Here is a 23719-nt window from a genome sequence, read left to right on the forward strand (position 1 = left end):
AATTGCGCTTCGTGGTGCTGGGTCGCTCATTGCGCCGGAGCACCTCCTCGGCGTTCCACAGGCCTTCGACGGATTGGCAGTGCCCCTGCGGGTCGCAGACCCTGAAGAAGTTCCCCCCCAACGAATCCAGGGTTGAACCCTTCGCCGTGTGCGCGATGCGTGATTCCGGCATCCGGAGCTGGCAGCTATCCCCGCCCTAACTCCCCCTGGGCGACAGAACAAGGGCAAACCAAGGGCGCTGACCGGCTCCACTGGCCAGCCGTGAGGCCACCACCGCGTTTGCGGCGGACCTTATGAAAAACAAACGATCAGTTGCCGCCGTTGCAGTAGCGGACGGCCTGGGCGTTGGTTTTGCCCTCGGCCACCACCTCTTCCACACATCCGTTGAAAAGCTTGCTCTGTTGCTTCAGCGCGCAGACGCCAACGGCGATCGAGGCCAGGGCGATAGCGGAGACGACCGTGGCCGAGATCTGAGCCACGCCGTAGACGAGCATCGCCTTCTTTTTGCCGCCGCAGTTCTGCTGGCTGTCGTTCGCTTCGCTCATCGCTCGGGTGTGACTGGCGCAACCCTATGGATCCGAAATCTGCTGGCGCGAGGCGGCCAGGACGAGATAACCGCCCAGGCGACATCCGCTCTCACTTCAGCTGAAACGGCCGAACCAACCTCGCCTTGAGACGCTGCAGAACTGTCGCTCCAGCCACCGTCTGGGCATCCAGACAGCTCGAGCAGAGCACCTGACCTTTGACGCTGCGGTAGTGCTGGGTGGAGCGCTCGATAAAGGTCCCGCAACGGCGGCAGGGAAAGATCGGACTCATGGCGCTGCGCTCGCTCGGACCATGCTGCAGGGCTGGGAGGGATCGCGTCTGCAACATCGATAGCCATGGGAGCCGGAACCCTTTGGGGTCCTTGCACCCCCTCGCCATGGAGATCAGCGCCGCCGGATTGGACCTGCTCAAACGCCTCGAGGGCTGCCGGCTCGAGGCCTACCCGGATCCCGGCAGCGGCGCAGAGCCCTGGACCATTGGCTACGGCCACACCGGAGCCGAGGTCCGGCCTGGTCTGGTCATCAGCCAGGCGCAGGCCGAACGCTGGCTGCTGGACGATCTACAGGACCGCGGGCGGGCCCTGAAGACGCTGCTGGCGGGCGTGCCCCTGAACCAGGGGCAATTTGATGCGCTGCTGAGCTTCTGCTTCAACGTCGGAGCTGGAGCCCTGGGGCGCTCGACCCTGCGCAGACGACTGCTGGCCGGGGAGCCCGCAGGGCGGGTGATCCGCGAAGAACTGCCCCGCTGGATTCATCCCCTGCCAGGCTTGATCCAGCGCCGCGCCGCCGAGATCCGACACGCTGAACGCCACAGCGCCACTGCCCTGGCGGTGCCCTACTGCTGCCAGAACAACAGCGCCACTGCGCACGGCCCGCGGATGTGCTTCAGCTCCAGCTGCGCCATGGTGGTGGAGTTTCTGCGGCCGGGCTGCTTCAGCGGTAGCGGCCAGATCGACGACCAGTACCTCGCGATCGTCCAGCGCTATGGCGAAAGCACGGAGGCCTCTGCCCAACTGCTGGCGATCGAGGCCTGCGGGCTGGCGGCCCGCTTCCGCCAAGACGGAACCATTCAGGACCTCATTGACCAGCTGGAACGCGGTATCCCGGCACCGGTGGGTTGGCTGCACCTCGGGCCAGTGGAGCAACCCACGGGCGTGGGCCACTGGAGTGTGGTCGTGGGCTGGGAGCCCAGCAGCCGCACCTTCTTGATGCACGACCCCAACGGCGAGGCGAATCTCGTGGGCGGCGGCTACGTCAAAACCGCCCTCGGCAGCGGAAAGGCCCAGCGTTATTCCGAGCGCAACTGGGGACGGCGTTGGCTGGTCGAGGGTCCGGGCAGCGGCTGGTGGATGGAATTTAACCAGCAATGAACTGCGACTTCTGCCTGCAGAGCGGGGAGCTGCACTACCGGATCCGCACGCAGGCCAGTGGCAGCTGGCGCTTCGCCTGTCCGGCCTGTTGGCAACGCCAGAGCCAAGAGCCCGGCTATCAGTACGGCGGCACCCGCAAGGCCAACCGACGCGAGCGGGACAAACGCAAACGGCGCTAGCTGCGGTAGGCGTCGATGAAGCTCGCACGCACGGATGCGATCAACGTCTCAGGCAGCTCCAGTCCCGCCCCCTGGAGGTACTGATCCAGTGCTGGCCCGAGCTGATCCTGCAAGGCCAGGCACTGGGCCGCCGAAAGGGCTAAGGCTTGTTGATAGAGCTCTTTGTTCGTCTTGCCGAGATGGAACAAGCGACAACCCTCATCGATGACCGCCGTCAGTTGCGGATCCCTGAGGCACTCGCTCTCGCTGCCGGCATAGGGAAGGCTGCGGTTGCGGATGACAGAACGAACCAGAGCAAAGGAGCGATGGGCCAATTCCGGGCCGACTCGATCCTCCGCTTCGCGGCGCTCCTTGATCTGGATCAAGGCATTGACCAACTCGGCAGCTTTGAAGAGCGCCAGACAGTGGCGTTGCTTTGGAGAGAGGGCCTCGAGTTGAACGAGAGAGTCCGCGACGGCCGCCAGAAAAGCCTCGTCTTTGTCAGCCAGGGCTGGGCAGGACCGCCAACGCTCCATCGCCCCTGCCACCGCTCATGCTGACCGTAGCCAGAGGGTGCCGCGATGACCGTTGAACGCCTGCAGATCCCAACACAACGCCCCTTTCAGTGCATCGCTCTCACCGAAGCCCTGGAGCACTTCATCGCCAAGCAAGGGGAGAAGGACGGAACGGTGCTGATCAGCGGGCAGCACACCACAACGGCCGTGATCATCAACGAGAGGGAGGAGCGTCTGATCTGGGACCTCGAGGCCTGGCTTGCTGAGATCGCCCCTGCCCAGCGCCCCTGGAAACACAACGACCTCGAGCTTCGACCCAACATCCCTGCCGATGAACCCCGCAATGCCCACGCCCACCTGCAGGCGCTGCTGCTCGGCAACCAGGTGATGGTGGCCGTCCAAGACGGGACGCCGGTGCTGGGGACTTATCAAGACGTGATCCTGGTGGAGCTGGACGGGCCGCGTCAGCGAACGGTCGCCCTGCAGTGGATTGCCTAGGGTCTGCGCCCAACGACATCCAGCCATGCCCAGCCGCGAACAGATCCTGGCCGCCTCCGCCGGCTGGGTGGCGGTGCTCTTGAACGTGGTGCCGGGCCTGGGGGCGGGCTACCTCTACCAACGGCGCTGGAAGGCCTACTGGATCACCTCGGCCCTGGCCACCGCTTGGTTTGTCGCCGGAGCGGTGCTCGGCCAGGACGCCGAACCCGCCGCCGAAGCCCAGAACCAGCTGGTGGGGCTGATCGGCCTGCTGCTGCTGGCCGGCGGCACTGCCACCGAAGCCGGTCTGGCGGTCAAGAAGGTGCGCGCCGGGCTGGAGTAGGTCCTCAGGTCTGCAGGGGGGCGAGCTCGCAGCGGCCCTCCTTGTCGACGGGCCGCACGGGCCGATCCGAGACCATCCGCAGCTGGGACGTCAGGCTCTTGAGGTTGAAGGTCTCATCGCTGCCCACCGGGGGATCCACGGCCTGCCAGCTGGAGGCGTCACCCTCACGGCTGAACTCACCCACCCGCGTCTCAATCCGCAGCTCATCACCCCGCAGGGAAGAGGCGGTCTGCACCGAGAAGCGCAGCTCGGGCGTCGGCCGGTAGGCGTTCAGGGGCTCAATGAATGCATAGAGGCGGCCGCTGCGCGCATCAAAGACGACCTCCTGGCGGCCGGGTCCACTGCAGACCAGGCGCTTCAAAGAGGGAGAGGGGGTGCACCCCCAGACCAGAAGCAAGGCCAGGGGAAGCAGGCCGCTCAGACGTTGCATCAGCCCTAGCCGAAGGTGCTGCCGTTCCAGCCCCAGCTGCTGGCTTTGACATCCTCGAAGGCCACATAGATGCGATTGGCCGGGATACCCGTTCGCGCTTCGATCAGATCGCAGAAGGCCGCAGTCATCGCCGGGGGCTTGAGGGCACCAATCGACTTGATCTCGACGTAGGCGCAGGGATCACTACTGCCGGCGAAGGTCATCGGCACCGCCGTCTCCAGCAGGGTCATCACGTAGGACTCCGGCTTGCCGGTCTGCTGGGCCAGAGCCGCCGAGAGTTCCTTGAGCAACCCAGCGGCATCGGCCAGCTCAGGCAACGAGGTACGCACGTTGATCAGGGGCATCGCAGCTCAGGGCAGTGCTTCAAATCTGCCACGACGATTTGGTGTGGCACCAACGCCAGCTCTCGACGTTGATCAGTAACCCCAGCACCAACATCACTGCCATCAGCAGCACCTGATCGGAGCGCGAATCAGGGATCAGGATGTCAACGACGAAATGGGCAGTGTTGGTCAGGGTGTAGACGACACTCAGACCGAACTGAAACCAGCGCCAGCGCCGCCAGCCCGGGGCACTGGAGGCGTAGCTGCTCAGGACATAGGCCCCAAGCGGAACGAGGAAGTAGAGCAACATCGCCCAGAAGACCAGGGGCAGACGTTCGGTGGCGACATGGCTCTCGATCTCAGGGGAGAGGCCATGGAAAAGCGGCATCAATCCCAGATCGGTGTGAAACAGCAGGCACAGAAACCAGGCTGTCCAGAGGCTCCGCACGCGCTGTGCGTGATCGATGGTCAGCGGCCTACGGGGTACAGGGGCCATCGGTCTTCACCTCCACCTGATCGCCGAGTTGCACCGAGGCGAGCATCGCCTTGAGGGTGGGTTCAGAGACGTTCAGGCAGCCGCCGGTGACCTGCTCGCCGATGCGCTGTTCGTTGTTGCTGCCGTGGATGGCGAAGCTGTACCAGCGGAATTTGCCGTCGTAGGTGTTGAAGGCAAAGGGCTGCTTGACGCTGTCGATCGGCTCCAGGCTGATGTAGCCGATTCCGTATTCACCGACCTCACCATCGCCCTTGAAGTCGATGGCGTTCATGTTCTTGAAGAGCGTCTCCTTGAGCTCCGCCTTGCTCTTGCCGGACTGGGCGATCAGCTTGGGATCCATCTCAAAGCGGTCCTTGCTGAGGATCGCGTTGACCTTGAAGGAACCCAGGGGGGTGTAGCCCTCCTCGAAACGGGTCTTGGCACAGGTCACCCCAAGCCGGCCAAAGCCCACCTGAAAAGTGGTGCGCTCATCACCGCGCACCATCACCCCTTGGCTCTTGGCGGGGATGTTCTGATCCAGCTCAATCGTGATCGGAGCCGTGATGGCCGGCGCGCCACTGGCCGTGGTCTTGGGAGAGCTGCCGCCGCAACCGCTCAGGGCCAGAGCCAGGCTGATCCCGGCCAGCGAGGGTAGACGTCGCATCCAAGACCAACCGCACTCACTCCATGTTGGCGAGGACGCCTGGATTTGCATGCAGCAACCCTGGACGGCCGGGGCCGCTGGATTCACCATGAGGGCAGGCACCCTGAACCGATGGACGACGCACTGCTGGCCCTCGTGGAAGATCTGGGATCGGGGAACGTGCTTGATGCCGAGACCCTTGAGGGCTGCACGGTCGAGCCCCATGAGCTCGATGAGATGGATGAGGACCAGGCGGCGATCGTCGCGGCCCATGTGTTTGAGCAGCTCTTTGACCACGACGTCTCCCAACAGCGCGGGGAGTCAGCCGACCCCGAGGAAGGGGTCTGGAGCGGCACGGTCGATTCCTTCAAGTTCACGATCGAGCGCGATGACGCCGGTGATCTGGTGCTGAACTTCAGCAGCGGGGACTAGGGCGATGGCACAGGCGACCTGGGCAGTGAAGCTGATCGATAAGGGCCGCACCCTGCAGGTTCAAGTGCAGGCCCACACCCAAGCCGAAGCACGGACCATCGCTGAACACCAGTACCCGGGCTACAAGGCCATGAGTGCCCAGCGGGCCTAGATCAGGAGGCTTCACGATGAACACTCCCGCCCCCGACTGGATGCCGGATGCCGCGAAAGGCACCTACCCGGGCTGGGTGCAGCGCAAGGCGGTGACGTTGTCCAAGCGAGACCAGAAACGCGGTGGCGTGGGCAACGTGCAGCAGTACCGCCTGGCGATCCACGAGGCGGTGCTGGCCTCAGAAGGCCGCGACCACTGGACCGGCGAATGGCTCGCCTGGGAGCTGATCGGCACCTACGACAACCGCGATGCGGCCACGGGCAAAGGTGAGAGCAAGAAGCGCTACGCGATGCTCCCCACCCTTGATCAACCCTCCAAGCAACCGGAACCCAACTTCGTGATCTGCGCCTGGCGCACCAATGACGCCAAGCACGACATGACGCCGCAGGAGCTGCTGGAGTTCTGCACTGCTGTGATCAAGCACAGCCCGAACTGGGGTGGCTCAGGCACAGCTGACGAGTAATCAATGCTTTCGGCAATAAAAGACCGCCGGTACTCCTACCGGCGGCGCTACATCCCGTACCCATGACCTGCGTTCCACAAGTTCTGGCTACGAACGCACGCTAGGGACCAGGAACAACACGTCCATCGGCCTTAGCAGTTCGTAGGACGCTATTGCGGTGAGGCAATCGCGAGCTTGCGCTTGAGGTCTTCGTTTTCATCTTCCAAAGCCTGAATCCGGGCCTTGAGCTGATCAACCTCTGAGGCTTTCTCGCTCAGGGTTGTGATCTTGGCGTGATAGGTCGAGGGGATTTCCTGAATCCAAGAATCAAGATCGCTGCGTTGCATGGTTCAACGTTCTTGCTGACCGCAAGCTAGGGCGGCTGCATGCCGATCACCAGGGGGCAGGCTCAGACCAACTGATGCCGGCTGCTCACCAGTTCACCGGTGCACTCCACCGGCAGAAGCTTGGAGCGTCCCTTGCCGTACCAAAGCTCCACTAAGGCCGCGCTCTTGATCTGGGGGTTTGCCCCAGCCAGCAGCCAGAGCTCGTCATGCAGCACCTGGGTCTGATCCGGCATTCCCACGTACCAAGGGGCCTCCGGATCCGCTGAGAGCTCCTCATGGAGCAGCAGCAGAGCCTCGAGAACGTCAGCAGCCAGTTCAGGCGTCATGCCTCCATCCAGGCACAGCGCCGGGGCCTAAAGCAAGCCGCAGAAGGACCTAGCGCACGGGAACGCCCTCACTGGGATTGAGCGTGCGCTGCAGCGCAGCCGGATGGCAGTGGGGATGGCGCATCACCTCCTCACGCCAGCTCCAGATGGCCTGCTGCACCGCAGGGCGATCGTGTTGGGAAGCAGGACGTGGGGACGCAGGCATGAGCGGTTGTCGGGGATGGTCTATTCAGCGTTGGCAGCGCAACAGCAGCGATCTGTCCGCTTTGAACACCTCTTGAAAAACAGGTAGAAGTGCGCACCGAGAAAGAGCGCAACTGCTGACGACTTTCCCCATCCGTAGCAACGACAACCGGATTCTGTGAACGGGGTTCAGATTGAACAAACCCAAAGGTCCATCGGGGGAGACAGTCACCTCACAACCACCACCTCACCCCCCTGCCATGGAAATCCTTGCCGTCATCGCCATCGTCGGTGCAGCCTTCGGCGGAGCCGCTGCCCTGACCAAGAAGTGAGCGACTGACGCTCCAGAGGAAACCGCAACCCCTGGGCTCGTTTGGGTCCAGGGGTTTTTGCTGGGCTATAGCAGGGACAACCGGCCCAGGAGCCATGCGCCGCTCAGCCCTGCCGCTCTTGACCCTGATCGGGATCGCCGCCCTGAGCCAGCTGCCTCCGGCCCGCGCCGACAACACGGTCGCCTACTGCCAGCTCAGCCGCCACGACCACACCATTGCCCTGGAGTCCGGTCCCTGCGCGTTCTCCCAACGCCAGGGGAACGTCAACGTTCAGATGGGCAAGCGCTGGGCCTTTCACTTCCCGGCCGATCAACAAGGACAGAGCTATCAGCGCAGCAACAGCGAGCAGGGCCTGCGCTTTACCCGCGAGGGGGACTACACCTTGAGCGTCTTCTGGCGGCACTCCCTGCAGTGCGCCGGCAGGAGCGAACCAGTCTCGGTGGCCTACACACCAACAGGGGCAGATCTGGCCATCGGCGATCAACACATCGCTCTAACCGGCAGCGGCGCCCGCTACACGGCGCCAGGCATTGAACTCTGGGAGCATCAAGGCACGACCCGGATCGATTGGTTGGGCCAAGTGATCAGCTGTCGATAAAGGCAAGAAGTGCAACAAGTGCGGCATTCGGCCGCACTTCTGAGGCGTATCCCTGGCATCAACCATCGATTGAACAGATGGATTGTGTTGACTAGCAATAGATCCAATTGGCCTAGCCCAATGAAAGCTCTATCAAGGCGTGATTTGCTAAAACATCGCCTGAATGCCGCCGTAAAACACAGCAAGAGCTTGACCTTGCTCACCGATGAACTGGCGCTGTCCATTGAAGCCATCCACAATGAGCTGATGGGCATTCATGGCTGGAGTGACGAAGACGCCGCCCTGTCACTGGTCGATACGTTGCGTGGCATTGAACACAGCCTGATGGAAGCACTCGTCCTTGTGGATGGATCCGAGGGCTAGTTCAATTCTGAATGAACCCAGACAGGTTCCCCTGACTCGGAGGAACTTGTCCGTCTCTAGAACTTGGTTTTCAACGCTGCAGCAGACGTGCTTGAGAACCCATGCATCAACCGGAGCAGTGCCTCGGCTCAATCAAAACCGAGGGCTGCATTGAAAACATCTGGCACGGTGATTAACAAGGCCGCCAGCACGGTTTCCTTTGCTGTATTGATCTGCGCATCCAGTTCTGAATCTGCAAGAGCTGCACGAATCAGGCGTGCCTCTTGATGGGTCAACCGCTCTTGCACCACATGCTCGATGGCCAGGGCCACCAGCAAACCAATCAGCTCATCGACCTGATCGCTTGAGACGCTCTCCATCAGCGCAACCGCTCCAACAGCGCCCGAGAGATCACCAGTGCGTCACGCATCAGCAATGGCACCATCGTCTCCAGTGCCGCATCCTCTGGCTCGGACTTCAGTACATCCCTCAATCGACTCAGGGCCTGCAGCATCACGCCGGCTCGAAACTCAGGCTTCTGCTCCAGCTCCAGCAGAAACCCTTGCAAGTCACCTTGATATCCACCCTGGCCGCAAAGGCAATCCCAGGCTGAACCGTCCTGATCCAATAGGAAGCGCCCCGGCAAGGCAGCGACTGGCTCGTCCCGTCTCGTCAGCGGATGACTCCCGCCGAGGAACGAATCGGCTGCGTCATGGGCTCCATCTGCAGACAGGCTCTGGTCCAGCTCCTCTCCATGGGACCTCGACCAGGTCAGCCGTGCTGGGGGCTCAGACGTTGGCGGAAGCTTTGGCGCACCTCCAGCACCAACTAAAAAAGAACCAGAGACACTCCAATCATCCATTGACCCACATTCATTCACCCCTCAACCTTCAGCAGTATCGAAGGCGTTGGCGTTCAATGCTGCACATCCACAGCAACATGAATCGCCCAACGGTCATCCTGCTGTTCTAGAGAAACAAAGGCCGATTGGATTCACCGCCAACTCAGCATCAAAGCTGCGTTCAGAGGAAGTGGTTCTCACTACTTTGAAGAGAGAGTGCAGTGACCGAAGTGAAAGCAATCCGTTCTCCAGCACTCCAGTTAGTCCTCCCGTTTGAGCAGGTTGGCCTCGAAGCCATCTCACTTGTAGGCGGCAAGAATGCGTCTCTCGGCGAGATGATCCGAGAGCTCTCAAACCAAGGCATCAAGGTCCCCTCGGGCTTTGCAACGACCGCTCACGCCTACCGAGTTCTCCTCGATTCCGCCCATCTCAGCCAAGGACTGCATGACTGCCTCGATGGTCTCGACGCAGAGCAGCTCCCCGCACTTCAACAAGCTGGAGCCGCCGCTCGCGACCTGCTTCTCAAGGCACCCCTGCCGATCGAGCTTGAGGAGCAACTGCTGCTCCACTACCGGGAGCTGGGATCACCTGCAGTGGCTGTGCGTTCCAGCGCCACTGCTGAAGATCTGCCACAGGCATCCTTTGCCGGTCAGCAGGAGACCTATCTCAATGTGGAGGGCGAGGCAGCACTGCTAGAGGCCTGCCGGCGTTGCTATGCCTCACTGTTCACCGACCGGGCCATTTCCTACCGGCAACTGAACGGCTTTGATCACTTCGATGTGGCCCTTTCGATCGGCATTCAGCGCATGGTGCGCTCCGATCTGGCCTGCTCGGGGGTGATGTTCAGCCTCGATACCGAGTCGGGGTTTCGTGATGTGGTTCTTCTCACGGCGGCCTACGGCTTGGGCGAGAACGTGGTGCAAGGAGCCGTCAATCCTGATGAATACCTGATTTTCAAACCGACCCTTCTCGAGGGTTTTGCACCGATCGTCAGCCAACGGCTGGGAGAGAAGGCCATTCGCATGGTCTACGCGCAAGCGGGATCAACCCGGAACGAATCGGTGCCGGCCTGCGATCGGCAACGCTTTGCCCTCGATCAAGCGGAGGTCCTGCAATTGGCCCGCTGGGCTTGCCAGATCGAGGCCCACTACAGCGAGCGACACGGGCAAGCCACACCGATGGATATTGAGTGGGCCAAGGACGGCAAGACCGGAGAACTCTTCATCCTTCAGGCCAGACCTGAAACGGTGAAATCTCGCCGAGACGTCAACGTGCTGCGGAGCTGGCATCTCGACCCCCATGACGCGGCGTTGCTTTGCAGAGGACGCGCCATCGGGACATCGGTCAGTAGTGGCGCAGCACGGATCCTGCATCACCCCAGTGAGATTCACCGTTTTCAAAGCGGTGACCTGCTGGTGACCGATCGCACCGATCCCGACTGGGAACCGGTGCTCAAGCGGGCCAGCGGGGTGGTGACCAACCGAGGCAGCCGCACCTGTCATGCGGCGATCATTGCTCGGGAAATGGGCATCACGGCCGTCGTCGGCGCGGACCAGGCGACAGAGCGCATCCTGGATGGAGAAACCATCACGCTGAGCTGTTGCGAAGGTGATGAGGGGCGCGTCTATCGCGGTGCCCTGCCCTTCCGGGTGGAGGAGAGCGCCGTGGGGGATCTGCCCGCGACTCGAACCCAGATCCTCATGAATGTGGGGAACCCGGAGGAGGCCTTCAACCTTGCGGCCATTCCATGCGATGGCGTGGGCCTGGCCCGGCTGGAGTTCATCATCGCCAACCAGATCCGTGTGCATCCGATGGCGTTGCTCCACCTCAACCGGGTGGTGAGCCAGGACGAGCAGCAGGCGATCCTCCAGCTCACGGCCGGCTACGCCAACCCCGCCGACTACTACGTCGATCGACTGGCGCAGGGAATTGGACGGCTGGCCGCAGCCTTTTACCCAAGGCCTGTGGTCCTGCGTTTCTCCGACTTCAAAAGCAACGAGTACGCCAAGCTGCTGGGGGGCAGCGGATTTGAGCCCGTCGAGGCGAACCCGATGCTCGGCTGGCGTGGTGCATCGCGCTACACCTCACCGGCCTTTCGTGAGGCGTTCGCCTTGGAATGCAAGGCCCTCATCGCTGTTCGCCAGCACATGGGGCTGAGCAATGTCATCCCAATGGTGCCCTTCTGCCGCACCCCGGAAGAGGGGGATCGGGTGCTGGAGGAGATGGCTCTCCATGGTCTGGTGCGAGGAGAGCAGGGTCTTGAGGTTTACGTGATGTGTGAACTGCCAAGCAACGTCATGGCGGCCGAAGCCTTTGCCCAGCGTTTCGATGGCTTCTCCATCGGCTCCAATGACCTCACCCAGCTCACCTTGGGCCTGGACCGGGATTCCGCTCTGGTGGCCGAGCTCTTTGATGAACGTCACCCAGCAGTGCTGGAGATGGTGCGCTTGGCCATTCGGACCGCGAAGCAATGCGGTTGCAAGATCGGAATCTGCGGACAGGCCCCGAGTGACTATCCAGAGTTCGCGGAGTTCCTGGTCAAGGAAGGCATCGACTCCATCAGCCTCAATCCCGATGCTGTGATCAAGACACGACTGGCCATTGCCAGCATTGAGCAGCAGCTCTGCTGAGGTTGCCGTTCGCCAGTCATCTCCTCAATACCTTGCGGAGATGAGCGAGCTGGGGCGATGTCGCCTGTTTTTGATGCGTTAGATCCAGTTCTGAGGCGTCACGGCTACCAAGCCGAGGCCCTGCTGGAGGTGCTCGCCGCCGCTCAACAGATCTATGGCCACCTCAGCCCCAGCCTGCTGCGCCATGTCGCCGGTCTCCTGCGATTGCCTTTGAGCCGCGTGCAGGGCACGGCGAGTTTCTATCACCTCTTTCGCCTCAGTCCTCCTCCTCGGCATCAGTGCCTGGTTTGCACCGGCACGGCTTGCCATGTCCAGGGCGCAGGCATCCTGTTCAAGGCACTCCAGACGACCCTCAAGCAGCCCTGGTGCGAGCTGGGCTCGGTGCGCTGCATCGGCAGCTGCAGTGGAGGACCACTGCTGGTTGTCGATGGCGACATCTGGACTCACCAGACCAGTGCCACAGCCCTTGCTGGTCTTCGAAAGCTGGAGCCATGAGAAGCGGCCTTCGTTTCTGCACGTCCACCAGCTGCCGCAGCCGAGGGAGTGAGGGCTTGCTGCAGCACTGCGCTGCCGTCGCCAGCCAGGATGAAGCAGGCCTATCGGTCAAAGGGGTCGGCTGCCTGGGCCCCTGCAGCGAGGGGCCGTTGATGGTCATCGATACCGAGGCTGGATCCCGGTTGATGGCTCTTGAGCACTCTGCGCTGGAGTCCCTCCCGACGGAGCTTGAGACAACCTTCAGTCGCGGTGCCCTGATCGGATGGCAACCCTCCGGGAGTCGAGAGATCCTGCCTGAGGAACCCTTCCTCGCCCTGCAGCGGCGCCTGGTGCTGGCGCAGTGCGGGCGCATTGACCCCGAGTCATTGGAGGAGGCCGAGGCAGCCGGTGCCTACCTCCAGCTGCGGTGGGTTCTGCAGGAGAACGATCCCCTGGCCATCATCGAGCGCGTCAGGCGCAGCGGGCTACGGGGTCGCGGAGGCGCCGGCTATCCCACGGGTTTGAAATGGGCCGCCGTCGCCGCCATGCCGGGGGACTCCAAGGTCGTGGTCTGCAACGCCGATGAGGGCGATCCCGGTGCCTTTATGGATCGCACGGTGATGGAGGGAGACCCCCACACCCTGCTTGAGGGGATGGTGATTGCAGCCTTCGCTGTGGGGGCAGAGCGGGGATGGATCTATGTCCGCGGTGAATACCCCCTGGCGATTGAGCGGTTGCGGCGGGGAATCGAGCAGGCCAGGCAGAGCGGTTGGCTTGGTGGCTCGGTGGGCGCTAGCGGCTTCCGTTTTGATCTGGAGCTTCGCGTGGGAGCCGGCGCCTATGTCTGCGGAGAGGAAACCGCCTTAATCCATTCGATCGAGGGACGGCGGGGTGTGCCCAGACCCCGTCCGCCCTTTCCGGCAGAGCAAGGGGTCCATGGATTCCCCACACTGATTAACAACGTCGAAACCTTCGCCAACATCCCTGCGTTGTTGCGTCTGGGACTGGAGGCCTACGGCCAAGGCACCAAGGTCTTCTCCCTGACAGGCCACGTGCAACGCAGTGGAGTCGTCGAAGTGCCCATGGGCACGAGCCTGCGCACGATTGTGGAGACGATGGCCGGTGGCCCAAAGAACGGCCATCAGATCAAGGCGGTCCAGACCGGAGGGCCATCGGGGGGCTGTGTTCCCGCCAGCCACCTGGACACCCCTGTGGATTACGAGAGCCTGCGTGAGCTCGGCACGATCATGGGCTCGGGCGGGATGGTGGTGATGGATGACACCACCGACATGGTGGATCTGGCTGCCTTCTTTATGGCCTTCTGCCGAGAAGAGTCCTGCGGCAAATGCATCCCCTGCCGCTGCGGCACGGTCCAGCTGGAGATGCTGCTGCGCAAGCTGCTGGCCGGCCATGGGACAAGCTCCGACCTAAGCCAGTTGGAGAGCCTCTGCCACACCGTTAAAGAGGCCAGTTTGTGTGGATTGGGCCAAAACGCGCCCAATCCAGTGCTGAGCAGCCTGCGTCATTACCGGGGCGACTTTCTCGCCTTGCTGCAGAGGGACCGGCGCCCATGAGCATCGTCACCCTGCGCATTGACGACCGCGATGTAGCGGTCTCATCCGGAACGACTCTCTTGGCGGCCATCCGCTCCGAGGGCCTCTCCGTTCCCACCCTTTGCGCTCTCGAGGGGGTGTCAGCGGTGGCGGCCTGCCGTCTCTGCCTGGTGGCGCTGGAAGGAACAGAGAAGCTGCAGGCCGCTTGTGTCACCAGTGTGCAGGAGGGGATGAGGGTCAAGACCAACACCCCGCAATTGGAGGAGATCCGACGTTCGGTGATCGAAATGCTGTTCACCGAGGGGAACCATGTCTGTGCGATCTGTGTCGCCAATGGGGATTGTGAACTTCAGGACCTGGCGGTGCAGGTGGGCATGGATCACAGCCGCCTCCCCTATCGATTTCCAGAGCGGTCAGTGGATCTTTCCCACGCGCGATTTGGCTTGGATCACAACCGCTGCATTCTCTGCACCCGTTGCGTTCGGGTATGCGATGAAGTGGAGGGCGCCCACGTCTGGGATGTGGGCTGGCGGGGCGAGCAGTGCCAGATCATCTCCGGCCTGGCTGAGCCCTGGGGGGAGGTCCAGGCCTGCACCGATTGCGGCAAGTGCGTGGAGGTCTGCCCCACCGGTGCCCTCTTCCACAAGGGGGACAACAGCGCAGAAAAGCACGGTCATCCAGAGCGGCTCCAGGCCCTGGTCGAGGCACGCACCCATCAGCACTGGCAGCCATGAGCACCTCCTCCCCCCGCAAGCGTCTGGCCACGGTTTGGTTGGCGGGTTGTTCGGGCTGCCATATGTCGTTTCTCGATCTCGATGAATGGCTCCTGGAGCTCGCCGAGCAAGCCGACATCGTCTACAGCCCGGTGGGATCGGACCAGAAGCTCTATCCCACAAATGTCGACATCGCCCTCGTGGAGGGAGGGGTCGCCAACGAGGACAACCTGGAACTGCTGCTGCAGGTGAGGGCCAACTCACAAATCCTGGTGAGCTTTGGCGATTGCGCCATCACGGCCAACGTCCCAGGGATGCGCAACATGCTCCAGGGCGCCGATCCCGTGCTCCGGCGCGGCTACCTGGATCTAGCCGACAGCAGCGCCCAACGCCCCCATGCACCAGGTCTCATCCCTGAGCTCCTCGATCGGGTCCTGCCAGTCCATGAGTTGGTCGCCGTGGAGATGTTCCTGCCGGGATGTCCGCCCAGTGCGGCGCAGATCCGATCAGCGCTAGAGGCACTGCTGCAGGATCAGCGGCCTCCGCTCCAGGCCAACCGGGAGATCCGTTTTGGCTGAAGCGAGCCAGCAACGGCGCCGGATTCAGATCGATCCAGTGACCCGAATCGAAGGTCACGCCAAGATCTCGATCCAGCTCGATGCCTCGGGGGCGGTGGAGACGGCCCGCTTCCACGTCACTGAATACCGCGGTTTTGAGACGTTCTGCGAGGGCAGACCCTTCACCGAGATGGCCGCCATCACGGCCCGGATCTGCGGGATCTGTCCGGTCAGTCATCTGCTGACCGCAGCCAAAACCGGAGACAAGATCCTCGGGGTCTCGATCCCCCCTACGGCGGAGAAGCTGCGCCGCCTCATGAACTTGGCGCAGATCACCCAATCGCACGCCCTGTCCTTCTTTCACCTCAGCAGTCCCGATTTCCTCTTGGGCTGGAACAGTGATCCGGCACGACGCAACATCTTTGGTCTGATCGCGGCGAACCCTGATCTGGCCCGCAGTGGAATCCGCCTACGTCAATTCGGCCAGGGCGTCATCGAGGCCTTGGGGGGGCGCAAAATCCATGCCGCCTGGGCCGTCCCGGGGGGAGTACGCAGCCCGTTAGCGATCGAGACCCGCGATCAAATCCGAGCCGGACTGCCCGAGGCCTTCGCCGTTGTCGAGCAGGGGCTGAGGGTGTTCAAAGAGTTGCTCGATCGTCAACTGCGTGAAGAACTCGAGGTCTTTGGCCACTTTCCCTCGCTCTTTGTGGGGTTGATCGGCCATGGCGATCGCTGGGAGCACACCAGTGGATCCCTCTGCCAGGGCATCCGGGTCATCGATAGCCAAGGTGGCGTGCTTGCCGATGGCTTGCGGGAAGACGACTACGCCTCCTTCATCGCCGAAGCGGTGGAACCTTGGAGCTACCTCAAATTCCCCTACTACCGGCCCTTAGGCCTGGAGGCCGGGAGTTATCGCGTCGGCCCCCTGGCCCGGCTGAACCTCTGCACGCGGATTGGCACGGAACGGGCCGATCGCGAGTTGCTGGAGTTCCGCCAACGGGGGGGGCGCGTGGTGACGGCCTCGTTCCTCTATCACCTGGCTCGCTTGGTGGAGATCCTGGCCTGCCTTGAGCAGATGGAGCAGCTGATGGATGATCCCGAGCTGTGCTCCCCCCACGTGCGCGCCCGAGCAGAGGTCAACTGCCTGGAGGCCGTGGGCGTGAGTGAGGCACCCCGCGGCACCCTGCTGCACCACTACCGGGTGGATGCCAATGGGCTGATTGAGAAGGTGAATCTGATCATTGCCACCGGCCAGAACAACGGGGCGATGAATCGCACGGTGACCCAGATCGCCAGGCATTACCTCACCCCAACGCAGACCCAGGCGGCCCAGCTCAACGAGGCACTGCTCAACCGCATCGAAGCGGGGATTCGTTGCTTCGATCCGTGCCTGTCCTGCAGCACACATGCCGCAGGAGCCATGCCCCTGCAGGTGCAGCTGTTGAGTGCAGAGGGAGATCTACTCCAGGAGCTGACACGCGAATGAGCACTGCGCTGAAGCCCCTTGTGATTGGCATCGGCAACCTGCAGAGGGGTGATGACAGCGCCGGCTATCGCATCGCTGCTGCCCTGCAGGACGAGTTAGCGGTGCCCTGCCGGGTGATTGCGAGCCACCAGCTCATGCCGGAGTTTGCGGAGCCGATTGCCACCGCAAGTCGGGTGTTGTTCATCGACTCCACCATCGATCCCGAACGATGTTCGCGCTGGTCCTCTCCCCAACTCGAGCCCCTGGGGTGCCTCCCCCTGACGAAGACGTCCTTGAGCCATCAGGGCACCCCCCACGATCTCTTGGCCCTGGCTGAGGCCTTGTACAGCTCGCGACCACCGGCCTGGCAGCTACTGATCCCCTCCCTGCATTGGGAGCATGGAATGGAACTCTCCCCCTTGACCTCAACAGCAGCGGCCATGGCCGTGCCCCTGGTCCGCGCCTGGGGATCAGGTCATGCATGAGTTAGCGCTGATCGATGAGCTCTGCCGCATCGCCCAACAGGCGGCCAGGGATCAGGGAGCCAGCACGATCCATTCGCTCCTGTTGCGAATCGGCAACCTCTCCGGCGTGGATGCGGAAGCGTTGCGTCAGGCCTTTGCCGTGGTGGCGACAGCCCCCCCCTGGAGCAGCACTCGTCTTGAGCTGGAGGTGGTGAGAACCCGTTGTTTCTGCGCTCACTGCCGCGAGGCCTTTCGGCCAACGGATCTGATTCATCAGTGCAGCCGCTGCGGTGCGCTCTCCATCGACGTTCTCGAGGGCCGCGAGCTTGAGCTGGTTTCGATGGAGGTCTCCTGATGTGTGGCCAGTGCGGCTGTGAGCAGGGTGCTCCACTCACACCAGAGCCAACGCGGATCGTTCTCCAACGCAACCTGCTGGAGCGCAATGAGCAACAGGCCTTGCACAACCGAATCCACTTCGAGCGACACGGTTTGCTCGCGGTGAATCTGGTCTCCGCACCGGGATCAGGCAAGACCGCCTTGCTCGAGCAGCTGGCGCGCCAGTGGCCGCGACCACCCATCGGGGTGATCGTTGGCGATTTGGCCACCGATAACGACGCCCAGCGTCTGAAGAGTGCAGGGGCACGCTCTGTGCAGATCCAGACAGGCGATCTCTGCCATCTGGAGGCTGATCTGGTGGCTCGCGCCTTTGATCAGCTGGAGACCAGGGGGATGGATCTCTTGATGATCGAGAACGTCGGCAATCTCGTCTGCCCCACGGCTTTTGCGTTGGGGGAACACCTGCGGATCGCCTTGATCTCGGTCACCGAGGGTGAGGACAAACCCCTGAAATACCCGACCCTCTTCAAAAGTGTCGATGCAGTGCTGATCAACAAGATCGACCTGGAGGAGGTGGTGGGCTTTGATCGCCGCGCCGCCCTCGCCAATCTCAGGGACACGGCTCCCCAGGCAGAGGTCTTTGCCATCTCTGCTCGATCGGGAGTCGGGGTAGAGGCTGTCATGGCCTGGCTGCAGGATGAGCAGCGGAACTGAGTGGGCGCTGCAGCTGCAGCTCAGTGGGCGGGTGCAGGGCATTGGGTTTCGCCCGGCCATCCATCGCAGGGCCACACGACTGGGGCTGGGTGGCTGGGTCGCTAACAACACAAGCGGCGTGATCCTGGAGCTGCATGGCTCGAGGCCTCAACTCGAGGTGTTTCTCAAACAGCTGCTGAGGGATCCCCCAACACACAGTCGGATGGACCAGGTGCAGCCGGGTTGGCGGCAGATCCCCTGCGGCAAGCGACCGTTCCGGATTGTGCCCTCCCAGCCGTCACCGGGTTCCTCGGCACTGATCGCACCAGATCTGGCCCTCTGCAGGGCATGCCTGGCCGAGCTTCTGGATCCGAGCAACCGACGCTTCGGCTATCCCTTCATCAGTTGCGCCCAGTGCGGACCGCGCTACAGCCTCCTGCAGACGTTGCCGTTTGAGCGGGACAACACCAGCTTCTCCGCCTTCCCGCCGTGCCCCACCTGCGCTGCGGAATACGCCAATCCCGAGGACCGCCGCTTTCATGCTCAGACGATTAGCTGCCCGGCCTGCGGACCAAGCCTGAGCTGGAACCAAAGGATTGCGGACTACGGGGAAGGCCTGCAGGCCGCGACGCAGCTACTGCGGGCAGGCGGCATCCTCGCCCTGCAGGGGGTCGGTGGCTTTCAACTCCTGGCTGATCCAACCCACGGCCAAGCGTTGGCCAGGCTGCGGAGCAGAAAGGGGCGGCCTGAAAAACCCCTGGCCCTACTGAGCAGCAGAGTAGCGCTCGAGGAGATCTGTCGACCATCAGAGCCTGAACTGGAGCTCTGGCAGTCCCCTCTCGCCCCGATCGTGCTGATGCGCCGTAGCCCTGATGCTGGTGTGGATGCACGGGTGGCGGGATCAAGTCCCTGGTTGGGGGTGATGCGCCCGGCCAGTGGCTTGCAACAGCTCTTGCTCGAGCACGTTGATTCCCCCTTGGTCTGCACCAGCGCCAATCGTTCCGGGGAGCCGATTGCGGCCGATGTCAACGCCGATGAGGCCTTGCTCGCCTCCCTGGCGGATGGTGTGCTGAGTCATGGATTGCGCATCGTCAACCGCATCGACGACAGCGTGATGCGCTGGGCCGCCGGTGCCCCCCTAGTGCTGCGGCTCGGGCGTGGTCTCGCGCCCCTCGCCCTTCCAACCCAAGCCCAGCCATGCTCCGCTCCGGTGCAACTGGCCGTGGGTGCACAAGTCAAAGGTGCTTTTGCGCTACAGCTGAAGACGCATCGGGTGTTGAGCCCCGATCTTGGTGATCTCTCCAGTCGCTGCGGTGCCGAGCATTTCGAGAGCACTAGCCGCACCTGGATGCGGCGCCACGCCGTCACTCCAAGGTGGATTGTGAGTGATCGCCACCGGAGCTACAGCTCCAGTGCCTACGCCGAACACCTCAGCCAGTCCCTTCCAGCGAGGCGACTGCAGGTGCAGCATCACCAGGCCCATCTGCTGGCGGTGATGGCCGAACACGGCCTGAGCGGAGCGCAATGCGGACTGGCCTGGGATGGATCTGGACTTGGAGATGACGGCACGATCTGGGGCGGGGAAGCCCTGGAGCTTGAAGGCGACGGCTACCGGCGGGTCGCCACCCTTCGCTCATTCCCATTGCCAGGAGGCGAGCGCGCCCTACGGGAACCGCGAAGGGCGGCCCTGGGGATGCTGCTGGAGGCCTATGGACCCAACTGGCGAGCCAGGCTGCAGCCACTGGAGACGCCCTGGTGGTCCGCATTCCCTGAGGCGGATCGTGCGCTACTGGAACAGAGCCTGGTCTGCGGTGTGAATCGCCATCGCTGCTCCAGCATGGGGCGGCTGTTTGATGGCTTCGCGGCCTTGCTTGGGGTGCAGCAAACCTGCAGCTTCGAGGCCCAGGCGGCGATGGCACTCGAGGGGTTGGCGACCCAGGCACTGGAGAGGGGAGAGGCCTCGCCGACTTACCCCCTGCCGCTGGAGTGGTCTGCCGCTGAAGGGATCTGGGTGTGGAACTGGGCGCCACTGCTCGAGGCCGTTCTGAATGGCTTGGGGGAGCACATCTCCCCGGCCGCGCTCTCACTGGCGTTTCACCAAAGCCTGGCCCAGGCGGTCGTGAACCTGGCGCAGTCCCAGGGCGTTGATCAACTGCTTCTGGCGGGGGGCTGCTTCCAGAACAAGTTGCTCTTGGAACGTTGCGTTCTGGGCCTGCAACAGGTCGGTGTCCGTGCGCTTTGGTGTCAGCAACTGCCCTGCAATGACGCCAGCCTCCCGATCGGTCAGCTGCTGGCTGTGCCGCAGATCTGAGGCAGCGGCCAACGGGCGCCAAAACCCCATATAGAACGAGCTGAACGCCACTAGGAAGGCATGTGCCTGGCCGTCGCTGGTGAGTTAGTCAGCAGCAATCACCACCCCGACCCCCTCTGGCGTGTGGGGGATGTTTCCTTTGCAGGGGTCCTGCGCCAGGTCAGCCTGGCCTGCGTCCCGACGGCTCAGATCGGGGACCAGCTGCTGGTGCATGTCGGGGTGGCTCTGAAGGTGATGGAGCCGGAGCGATGAGGCTGCAGCTGGGCAGATGAGTGAATGCGTCGCTTTGCTCGAGCAAATACGGGGCTGCTGCAGCCAGCGCTGGACAGTGATGGAGGTCTGCGGCGGTCAGACCCATGCCCTACTGCGCCATGGGCTGGATCGGCTGCTGGAGGACTCGATCGAGCTGATCCACGGGCCTGGCTGCCCGGTCTGTGTGACAGACAGCGAACGCATTGATCAGGCCATTGCTTTGGTCAAAAAGCCTGAGGTCACGCTCTGCTCCTACGGCGACATGCTTCGAGTGCCTGGTAGCGATGGGAGCAATCTGCTGGGGTGCCGATCGGAAGGTGCCGATGTACGCGTGATCTACTCCCCCCTTGATGTGCTGGAGATCGCAAGGCGGGAAACGGATCGTCAGGTGGTGTTTCTGGCGGTGGGCTTTGAGACCACGGCCCCCGCGACGGGCCTACTGGTTCAACAGGCCCATAAGCAGAGGCTCACGAATCTTCGACTGTTGATGGCCCATGTCCGGGTTGCGCCAGCACTGGATCAATTGCTCGGGGACCCGGCCTGCACTGTGCAGGGCTTACTGGCTGCTGGACACGTCTGTGCGGTCATGGGAGAGGCTGAGTACGTGGATCTGGCGGCGCAACACAGACGCCCGATCGTGATGACTGGGTTCAGCCCGGAGGCATTGCTACGAGGGATTTTGTGCTGCATCAAGCAGCTGGAGGAAGGACGCCATGACCTCAGGAATGCCTACGAGGCGGTCGTCGATCAGGGGGGGAACAGGGACGCTCGCCGGTTGATTGAGACCGTCTTTGAACCCGTCGACAGGGTGTGGCGAGGTCTCGGGGTCATCGGCAAAGGCGGATATCGGTTGCGTGACCCTTATTCAGCTCTGGCGATGGAGCCGGAGGAGCTGGACGGACAGCCCTACGGCAATGGGCAATGCCCAAGTGGTCAGGTTCTCAGGGGCTTGATGCGGCCAGGCGAGTGTCCAAGCTTTGGAGACGCCTGCACTCCCGCTCACCCATTGGGGGCACCGATGGTCTCAAGCGAGGGGGCCTGTGCCGCCTATTTCAGGTTTCATCACTGAGCGATGCAGCCACCCGACGGAAGAATCCAGATGGGGCATGGGGGTGGCGGCCGCCTAATGCGGGAGCTGATCACCGAGTTGGTGGTGCCAAAGCTCGGCCACCAGAAGAACGTCCTGCATGATGCGGCACTCCTCTACACACCCGGCCCGCAACTGGCGTTCAGCACAGACTCCTATGTGGTGAGGCCCTTGTTCTTCCCCGGGGGAGACATCGGACGACTTGCGGTCTATGGAAGCGTGAACGACCTGGCCATGGCGGGGGCAAGACCACTCGCCCTGAGCCTGTCGCTGATCATCGAGGAGGGTCTTGAAGTCGACTGTCTGGCTCGGGTGATCGATTCAGTGGGCGAGGCCTGCCGAGGCATCGGCGTGGAGGTGATCACCGGAGACACAAAGGTGGTGGAACGGGGAAAGGGTGATGGGTTGTTCATCAACAGCACAGCCATTGGAGTGGTGGAACACCCGCTGAACATCAGTCCAAGCGCCATCAGGCCAGGTGATGCCGTCATCGTCAGTGGCGACCTTGGGCGCCACGGAGTAGCCGTGCTGTCGGCGCGCGCTGAGTTGGGTTTGAGGAGCCCAATCGAGAGTGATCTGGCCTGCCTGCTGGAGCCGGTGATGGAGCTACTGGCAGCCGGAGTGGAGCTGCACTGCCTTCGTGATCTGACGAGGGGGGGCTTGGCGAGTGCAAGCGATGAGATCGCAAGAAGTGGTCAGTGCACCCTGCAGCTCGAGCAGCAGCGCATTCCAGTGCATCCAAGCGTGAACGCGGCCTGCGAGGTCCTTGGGCTCGATCCAATAGCAATGGCGAACGAGGGTCGGATGCTGGTGATCTGCCCTGCCGGGCAGGTGGGTCTTGCCTTGACGGTGCTTCAGCGATATCAACCAGAAGCAGCAAGGGTTGGCACGGTTGGAAAGAGATGGGCCGATGGATCATCTCTAGACGTGCGCTATCCGGTCAGCTTGATCAGCGAGCTGGGGGTGAATTGCCCAGTGGTTCTCGCTGAAGGGGAGCAGATACCGAGAATCTGTTGAGCGCAGAGGGACGTGAAACGGAGAGATCGGCTGCAGATGCAATGCAGATGTGATCAAAAACGAAAAGAGCAAAGAATCAAAGTCACACTTGAGTGATGCTTGAAGGACCTCGTGGACAGACCGATCACAGTGCAGCTCAACAAACAGGAAGCGCGACTACTCTTCAACACAATCCAGGCGAGATCACGTTATCGGCCAATAAAGCACCCCTACGGCCGGGTGGTATGGCAACCGTGGATGGGGGTGCTGCTAAAGAAACTCAGCCAGGCATTGGCCGAGGAAGGAGTCGTAGACGCAGCGTAGAAAGAAGCGTGGTGCCAACCAACATCAAAGAAGAAGTGAAAAGCTGACCACAAGCGAGCAGAAGGTAACGCTCAACGCCGCAATGATGCCGCGATTCCGGAAGGAAATAGGCGAGGCGAAGAATGAAACCAAGAAACAGAAGAACGCGTGCAAGACTGCCCGGGCTGGGCCAGGCAAAAGCACGTCCGAAGGCCAAGAAGACGAAGGTGCAGCAAATCAGATTCGATGGCGCGGGAGATCGGATACAGGGGAGGAGAAAGAGGGCGGTCAATGACTAGAAAGAAGTCGAGAGAGGATCGCTCATGTACAGAACGAACCTGTGCGACTACCACCATCACGTCACAAAGACAGGCCATAGCATTCACCACCGCGGCTACATAGAGTCCTTCCTAGTCAAGACAAACGGGCAACAAGGAAGCAGTGTCGACTTGAAATGGAGAAGGTCAAAGACGGCCCCGATCGGCCTCAATGACGAAAACCACAGAGCCCGTGGGACACAAACAGGGGCGCTCCAAACAGGGCGTCCAGGAAGACGCTGATCACCAAGAACCGTTGCGGTGCGATCGAACTCAAGGAAAGGCAGCGACGTCA

34 protein-coding genes are annotated in these 23719 nt (G+C 62.4%); 22 read left to right on the plus strand and 12 right to left on the minus strand.

The features are described from left to right. Positions 1 to 308: 308 nt before the first annotated feature. Together LY254_RS03475 and LY254_RS03480 are read right to left on the minus strand one after the other, a co-directional pair. A complete protein-coding gene (locus tag LY254_RS03475; protein WP_010317711.1) occupies positions 309 to 545 on the minus strand; it encodes a hypothetical protein in 237 nt (78 codons plus the stop codon). A 91-nt stretch (positions 546 to 636) separates the two neighbouring features. Continuing rightward, a complete protein-coding gene (locus LY254_RS03480; protein WP_247478938.1) occupies positions 637 to 816 on the minus strand; it encodes a hypothetical protein in 180 nt (59 codons plus the stop codon). Between the two features lie 106 nt (positions 817 to 922). Between LY254_RS03480 and LY254_RS03485 the strand changes: the two genes are divergently transcribed. Beyond that, positions 923 to 1915, plus strand: a complete 993-nt coding sequence (locus tag LY254_RS03485; RefSeq protein WP_247478942.1) for a glycoside hydrolase family protein — start codon at positions 923 to 925, stop codon at positions 1913 to 1915. Then, entirely contained in the window at positions 1912 to 2094 is a 183-nt protein-coding gene (locus LY254_RS03490; RefSeq protein ID WP_010317708.1) for a hypothetical protein, read from the plus strand. Before LY254_RS03485 ends, LY254_RS03490 begins: the two co-directional genes overlap by 4 nt. Here LY254_RS03490 and LY254_RS03495 read toward each other — a convergent pair. After that, positions 2091 to 2609, minus strand: coding sequence for a hypothetical protein (locus LY254_RS03495; protein ID WP_247478943.1), 519 nt, complete (start codon positions 2607 to 2609; stop codon positions 2091 to 2093). The genes LY254_RS03490 and LY254_RS03495 overlap by 4 nt on opposite strands. Before the next feature lie 45 nt (positions 2610 to 2654). Between LY254_RS03495 and LY254_RS03500 the strand changes: the two genes are divergently transcribed. Both LY254_RS03500 and LY254_RS03505 read left to right on the plus strand, forming a co-directional pair. Then, positions 2655 to 3086 (plus strand): secondary thiamine-phosphate synthase enzyme YjbQ, encoded by a 432-nt coding sequence (locus tag LY254_RS03500; RefSeq protein ID WP_247478945.1) that lies wholly within the window; start codon positions 2655 to 2657, stop codon positions 3084 to 3086. A 25-nt stretch (positions 3087 to 3111) separates the two neighbouring features. Further along, positions 3112 to 3408 (plus strand): hypothetical protein, encoded by a 297-nt coding sequence (locus LY254_RS03505; RefSeq protein WP_010317705.1) that lies wholly within the window; start codon positions 3112 to 3114, stop codon positions 3406 to 3408. A 4-nt stretch (positions 3409 to 3412) separates the two neighbouring features. Here the strand turns inward: LY254_RS03505 and LY254_RS03510 are convergent, their stop codons facing one another. The 4 genes from LY254_RS03510 to LY254_RS03525 form a co-directional block, all read right to left on the minus strand. Beyond that, positions 3413 to 3838: a hypothetical protein gene (locus LY254_RS03510; protein ID WP_247478946.1), complete on the minus strand. Its 426-nt coding sequence runs from the start codon at positions 3836 to 3838 to the stop codon at positions 3413 to 3415. A gap of 5 nt (positions 3839 to 3843) precedes the next feature. Continuing rightward, positions 3844 to 4182 carry a phenylpyruvate tautomerase MIF-related protein gene (locus LY254_RS03515; protein ID WP_247478947.1) on the minus strand — a complete coding sequence of 113 codons (339 nt, stop codon included), beginning with the start codon at positions 4180 to 4182 and terminating at the stop codon, positions 3844 to 3846. Positions 4183 to 4201: 19 nt separating this feature from the next. Next, positions 4202 to 4549: a hypothetical protein gene (locus tag LY254_RS03520; RefSeq protein WP_247478948.1), complete on the minus strand. Its 348-nt coding sequence runs from the start codon at positions 4547 to 4549 to the stop codon at positions 4202 to 4204. A gap of 88 nt (positions 4550 to 4637) precedes the next feature. Next, complete coding sequence (locus LY254_RS03525; protein WP_010317694.1) at positions 4638 to 5300, minus strand: L,D-transpeptidase; 663 nt, start codon at positions 5298 to 5300, stop codon at positions 4638 to 4640. Positions 5301 to 5411: 111 nt separating this feature from the next. On the opposite strand from LY254_RS03525, the gene LY254_RS03530 reads away from it, so the two are divergent. Genes LY254_RS03530 through LY254_RS03540 form a run of 3 tightly spaced genes read left to right on the plus strand, consistent with a single transcriptional unit; the run spans position 5412 to position 6325 of the window. After that, complete coding sequence (locus LY254_RS03530) at positions 5412 to 5711, plus strand: hypothetical protein (RefSeq protein WP_029626373.1); 300 nt, start codon at positions 5412 to 5414, stop codon at positions 5709 to 5711. Positions 5712 to 5715: 4 nt separating this feature from the next. Then, on the plus strand, positions 5716 to 5862 hold the full coding sequence (locus tag LY254_RS03535; protein WP_010317690.1) for a hypothetical protein: 147 nt from the start codon (positions 5716 to 5718) through the stop codon (positions 5860 to 5862). A gap of 16 nt (positions 5863 to 5878) precedes the next feature. Continuing rightward, on the plus strand, positions 5879 to 6325 hold the full coding sequence (locus LY254_RS03540) for a hypothetical protein (RefSeq protein WP_247478949.1): 447 nt from the start codon (positions 5879 to 5881) through the stop codon (positions 6323 to 6325). 149 nt (positions 6326 to 6474) lie between these two features. On the opposite strand, the gene LY254_RS03545 is transcribed toward LY254_RS03540, so the two are convergent. The 3 genes from LY254_RS03545 to LY254_RS03555 all read right to left on the minus strand — a co-directional run bounded on the left by LY254_RS03545 (position 6475) and on the right by LY254_RS03555 (position 7182). Continuing rightward, a complete protein-coding gene (locus tag LY254_RS03545; RefSeq protein WP_010317686.1) occupies positions 6475 to 6651 on the minus strand; it encodes a hypothetical protein in 177 nt (58 codons plus the stop codon). Positions 6652 to 6713: 62 nt separating this feature from the next. Beyond that, positions 6714 to 6977: a hypothetical protein gene (locus LY254_RS03550; protein WP_247478950.1), complete on the minus strand. Its 264-nt coding sequence runs from the start codon at positions 6975 to 6977 to the stop codon at positions 6714 to 6716. Between the two features lie 49 nt (positions 6978 to 7026). Continuing rightward, entirely contained in the window at positions 7027 to 7182 is a 156-nt protein-coding gene (locus tag LY254_RS03555) for a hypothetical protein (protein WP_247478951.1), read from the minus strand. A 404-nt stretch (positions 7183 to 7586) separates the two neighbouring features. Between LY254_RS03555 and LY254_RS03560 the strand changes: the two genes are divergently transcribed. Both LY254_RS03560 and LY254_RS03565 read left to right on the plus strand, forming a co-directional pair. Further along, positions 7587 to 8090, plus strand: coding sequence for an MliC family protein (locus LY254_RS03560; RefSeq protein ID WP_247478952.1), 504 nt, complete (start codon positions 7587 to 7589; stop codon positions 8088 to 8090). A 189-nt stretch (positions 8091 to 8279) separates the two neighbouring features. Then, the gene (locus LY254_RS03565; protein ID WP_247478955.1) at positions 8280 to 8453 is read left to right on the plus strand and encodes a hypothetical protein; all 174 of its coding nucleotides are present in this window, start codon (positions 8280 to 8282) and stop codon (positions 8451 to 8453) included. A 128-nt stretch (positions 8454 to 8581) separates the two neighbouring features. Here the strand turns inward: LY254_RS03565 and LY254_RS03570 are convergent, their stop codons facing one another. Together LY254_RS03570 and LY254_RS03575 are read right to left on the minus strand one after the other, a co-directional pair. After that, a complete protein-coding gene (locus LY254_RS03570; protein ID WP_010317676.1) occupies positions 8582 to 8812 on the minus strand; it encodes a hypothetical protein in 231 nt (76 codons plus the stop codon). Beyond that, a complete protein-coding gene (locus tag LY254_RS03575) occupies positions 8812 to 9000 on the minus strand; it encodes a hypothetical protein (RefSeq protein WP_247478956.1) in 189 nt (62 codons plus the stop codon). Before LY254_RS03575 ends, LY254_RS03570 begins: the two co-directional genes overlap by 1 nt. 569 nt (positions 9001 to 9569) lie before the next feature. Between LY254_RS03575 and ppsA the strand changes: the two genes are divergently transcribed. The 13 genes from ppsA to hypE are packed head-to-tail and all read left to right on the plus strand — an operon-like array spanning position 9570 to position 22825. Beyond that, the gene (gene ppsA / locus LY254_RS03580) at positions 9570 to 11903 is read left to right on the plus strand and encodes a phosphoenolpyruvate synthase (RefSeq protein ID WP_247479723.1); all 2334 of its coding nucleotides are present in this window, start codon (positions 9570 to 9572) and stop codon (positions 11901 to 11903) included. 57 nt (positions 11904 to 11960) lie between these two features. Continuing rightward, positions 11961 to 12398 carry an NAD(P)H-dependent oxidoreductase subunit E gene (locus LY254_RS03585; RefSeq protein ID WP_247478957.1) on the plus strand — a complete coding sequence of 146 codons (438 nt, stop codon included), beginning with the start codon at positions 11961 to 11963 and terminating at the stop codon, positions 12396 to 12398. Continuing rightward, on the plus strand, positions 12395 to 13951 hold the full coding sequence (locus tag LY254_RS03590; RefSeq protein ID WP_247478958.1) for a NuoF family protein: 1557 nt from the start codon (positions 12395 to 12397) through the stop codon (positions 13949 to 13951). The genes LY254_RS03585 and LY254_RS03590 overlap by 4 nt, the downstream gene beginning before the upstream one ends. After that, positions 13948 to 14664, plus strand: a complete 717-nt coding sequence (hoxU, locus tag LY254_RS03595; RefSeq protein WP_247478959.1) for a bidirectional hydrogenase complex protein HoxU — start codon at positions 13948 to 13950, stop codon at positions 14662 to 14664. The genes LY254_RS03590 and hoxU overlap by 4 nt, the downstream gene beginning before the upstream one ends. Beyond that, positions 14661 to 15221 carry an oxidoreductase gene (locus LY254_RS03600; RefSeq protein ID WP_247478960.1) on the plus strand — a complete coding sequence of 187 codons (561 nt, stop codon included), beginning with the start codon at positions 14661 to 14663 and terminating at the stop codon, positions 15219 to 15221. Before hoxU ends, LY254_RS03600 begins: the two co-directional genes overlap by 4 nt. Then, positions 15214 to 16686: a Ni/Fe hydrogenase subunit alpha gene (locus LY254_RS03605; protein WP_247478962.1), complete on the plus strand. Its 1473-nt coding sequence runs from the start codon at positions 15214 to 15216 to the stop codon at positions 16684 to 16686. Before LY254_RS03600 ends, LY254_RS03605 begins: the two co-directional genes overlap by 8 nt. Further along, positions 16683 to 17150, plus strand: coding sequence for a hypothetical protein (locus LY254_RS03610; RefSeq protein WP_247478964.1), 468 nt, complete (start codon positions 16683 to 16685; stop codon positions 17148 to 17150). The genes LY254_RS03605 and LY254_RS03610 overlap by 4 nt, the downstream gene beginning before the upstream one ends. After that, on the plus strand, positions 17143 to 17484 hold the full coding sequence (locus LY254_RS03615) for a hydrogenase maturation nickel metallochaperone HypA (protein WP_247478965.1): 342 nt from the start codon (positions 17143 to 17145) through the stop codon (positions 17482 to 17484). Before LY254_RS03610 ends, LY254_RS03615 begins: the two co-directional genes overlap by 8 nt. Further along, on the plus strand, positions 17484 to 18179 hold the full coding sequence (gene hypB, locus LY254_RS03620; protein WP_247478967.1) for a hydrogenase nickel incorporation protein HypB: 696 nt from the start codon (positions 17484 to 17486) through the stop codon (positions 18177 to 18179). The genes LY254_RS03615 and hypB overlap by 1 nt, the downstream gene beginning before the upstream one ends. Then, positions 18163 to 20469 (plus strand): carbamoyltransferase HypF, encoded by a 2307-nt coding sequence (gene hypF, locus LY254_RS03625; protein WP_247478970.1) that lies wholly within the window; start codon positions 18163 to 18165, stop codon positions 20467 to 20469. The genes hypB and hypF overlap by 17 nt, the downstream gene beginning before the upstream one ends. A gap of 60 nt (positions 20470 to 20529) precedes the next feature. Beyond that, a complete protein-coding gene (locus tag LY254_RS03630; RefSeq protein WP_010317651.1) occupies positions 20530 to 20721 on the plus strand; it encodes a HypC/HybG/HupF family hydrogenase formation chaperone in 192 nt (63 codons plus the stop codon). Between the two features lie 16 nt (positions 20722 to 20737). After that, on the plus strand, positions 20738 to 21790 hold the full coding sequence (gene hypD / locus LY254_RS03635) for a hydrogenase formation protein HypD (RefSeq protein WP_247478974.1): 1053 nt from the start codon (positions 20738 to 20740) through the stop codon (positions 21788 to 21790). A 57-nt stretch (positions 21791 to 21847) separates the two neighbouring features. After that, the gene (hypE, locus tag LY254_RS03640) at positions 21848 to 22825 is read left to right on the plus strand and encodes a hydrogenase expression/formation protein HypE (RefSeq protein WP_247478976.1); all 978 of its coding nucleotides are present in this window, start codon (positions 21848 to 21850) and stop codon (positions 22823 to 22825) included. Positions 22826 to 23719: the final 894 nt, after the last annotated feature.

Origin of the sequence: Synechococcus sp. NB0720_010 (assembly GCF_023078835.1) — a bacterium.
Lineage (GTDB): Bacteria > Cyanobacteriota > Cyanobacteriia > PCC-6307 > Cyanobiaceae > Vulcanococcus.

Coding starts and splice junctions, on each gene's coding strand:
- LY254_RS03475 (WP_010317711.1), bottom strand. CDS start 545: ATGAGCGAAGCGAACGACAGCCAGCAGAACTGCGGCGGCAAAAAGAAG.
- LY254_RS03480 (WP_247478938.1), bottom strand. CDS start 816: ATGAGTCCGATCTTTCCCTGCCGCCGTTGCGGGACCTTTATCGAGCGC.
- LY254_RS03485 (WP_247478942.1), top strand. CDS start 923: ATGGAGATCAGCGCCGCCGGATTGGACCTGCTCAAACGCCTCGAGGGC.
- LY254_RS03490 (WP_010317708.1), top strand. CDS start 1,912: ATGAACTGCGACTTCTGCCTGCAGAGCGGGGAGCTGCACTACCGGATC.
- LY254_RS03495 (WP_247478943.1), bottom strand. CDS start 2,609: ATGGAGCGTTGGCGGTCCTGCCCAGCCCTGGCTGACAAAGACGAGGCT.
- LY254_RS03500 (WP_247478945.1), top strand. CDS start 2,655: ATGACCGTTGAACGCCTGCAGATCCCAACACAACGCCCCTTTCAGTGC.
- LY254_RS03505 (WP_010317705.1), top strand. CDS start 3,112: ATGCCCAGCCGCGAACAGATCCTGGCCGCCTCCGCCGGCTGGGTGGCG.
- LY254_RS03510 (WP_247478946.1), bottom strand. CDS start 3,838: ATGCAACGTCTGAGCGGCCTGCTTCCCCTGGCCTTGCTTCTGGTCTGG.
- LY254_RS03515 (WP_247478947.1), bottom strand. CDS start 4,182: ATGCCCCTGATCAACGTGCGTACCTCGTTGCCTGAGCTGGCCGATGCC.
- LY254_RS03520 (WP_247478948.1), bottom strand. CDS start 4,549: ATGCCGCTTTTCCATGGCCTCTCCCCTGAGATCGAGAGCCATGTCGCC.
- LY254_RS03525 (WP_010317694.1), bottom strand. CDS start 5,300: ATGCGACGTCTACCCTCGCTGGCCGGGATCAGCCTGGCTCTGGCCCTG.
- LY254_RS03530 (WP_029626373.1), top strand. CDS start 5,412: ATGGACGACGCACTGCTGGCCCTCGTGGAAGATCTGGGATCGGGGAAC.
- LY254_RS03535 (WP_010317690.1), top strand. CDS start 5,716: ATGGCACAGGCGACCTGGGCAGTGAAGCTGATCGATAAGGGCCGCACC.
- LY254_RS03540 (WP_247478949.1), top strand. CDS start 5,879: ATGAACACTCCCGCCCCCGACTGGATGCCGGATGCCGCGAAAGGCACC.
- LY254_RS03545 (WP_010317686.1), bottom strand. CDS start 6,651: ATGCAACGCAGCGATCTTGATTCTTGGATTCAGGAAATCCCCTCGACC.
- LY254_RS03550 (WP_247478950.1), bottom strand. CDS start 6,977: ATGACGCCTGAACTGGCTGCTGACGTTCTCGAGGCTCTGCTGCTGCTC.
- LY254_RS03555 (WP_247478951.1), bottom strand. CDS start 7,182: ATGCCTGCGTCCCCACGTCCTGCTTCCCAACACGATCGCCCTGCGGTG.
- LY254_RS03560 (WP_247478952.1), top strand. CDS start 7,587: ATGCGCCGCTCAGCCCTGCCGCTCTTGACCCTGATCGGGATCGCCGCC.
- LY254_RS03570 (WP_010317676.1), bottom strand. CDS start 8,812: ATGGAGAGCGTCTCAAGCGATCAGGTCGATGAGCTGATTGGTTTGCTG.
- LY254_RS03585 (WP_247478957.1), top strand. CDS start 11,961: ATGTCGCCTGTTTTTGATGCGTTAGATCCAGTTCTGAGGCGTCACGGC.
- LY254_RS03590 (WP_247478958.1), top strand. CDS start 12,395: ATGAGAAGCGGCCTTCGTTTCTGCACGTCCACCAGCTGCCGCAGCCGA.
- hoxU (WP_247478959.1), top strand. CDS start 13,948: ATGAGCATCGTCACCCTGCGCATTGACGACCGCGATGTAGCGGTCTCA.
- LY254_RS03600 (WP_247478960.1), top strand. CDS start 14,661: ATGAGCACCTCCTCCCCCCGCAAGCGTCTGGCCACGGTTTGGTTGGCG.
- LY254_RS03610 (WP_247478964.1), top strand. CDS start 16,683: ATGAGCACTGCGCTGAAGCCCCTTGTGATTGGCATCGGCAACCTGCAG.
- LY254_RS03615 (WP_247478965.1), top strand. CDS start 17,143: ATGCATGAGTTAGCGCTGATCGATGAGCTCTGCCGCATCGCCCAACAG.
- hypB (WP_247478967.1), top strand. CDS start 17,484: ATGTGTGGCCAGTGCGGCTGTGAGCAGGGTGCTCCACTCACACCAGAG.
- hypF (WP_247478970.1), top strand. CDS start 18,163: ATGAGCAGCGGAACTGAGTGGGCGCTGCAGCTGCAGCTCAGTGGGCGG.
- LY254_RS03630 (WP_010317651.1), top strand. CDS start 20,530: ATGTGCCTGGCCGTCGCTGGTGAGTTAGTCAGCAGCAATCACCACCCC.
- hypD (WP_247478974.1), top strand. CDS start 20,738: ATGAGTGAATGCGTCGCTTTGCTCGAGCAAATACGGGGCTGCTGCAGC.
- hypE (WP_247478976.1), top strand. CDS start 21,848: ATGCGGGAGCTGATCACCGAGTTGGTGGTGCCAAAGCTCGGCCACCAG.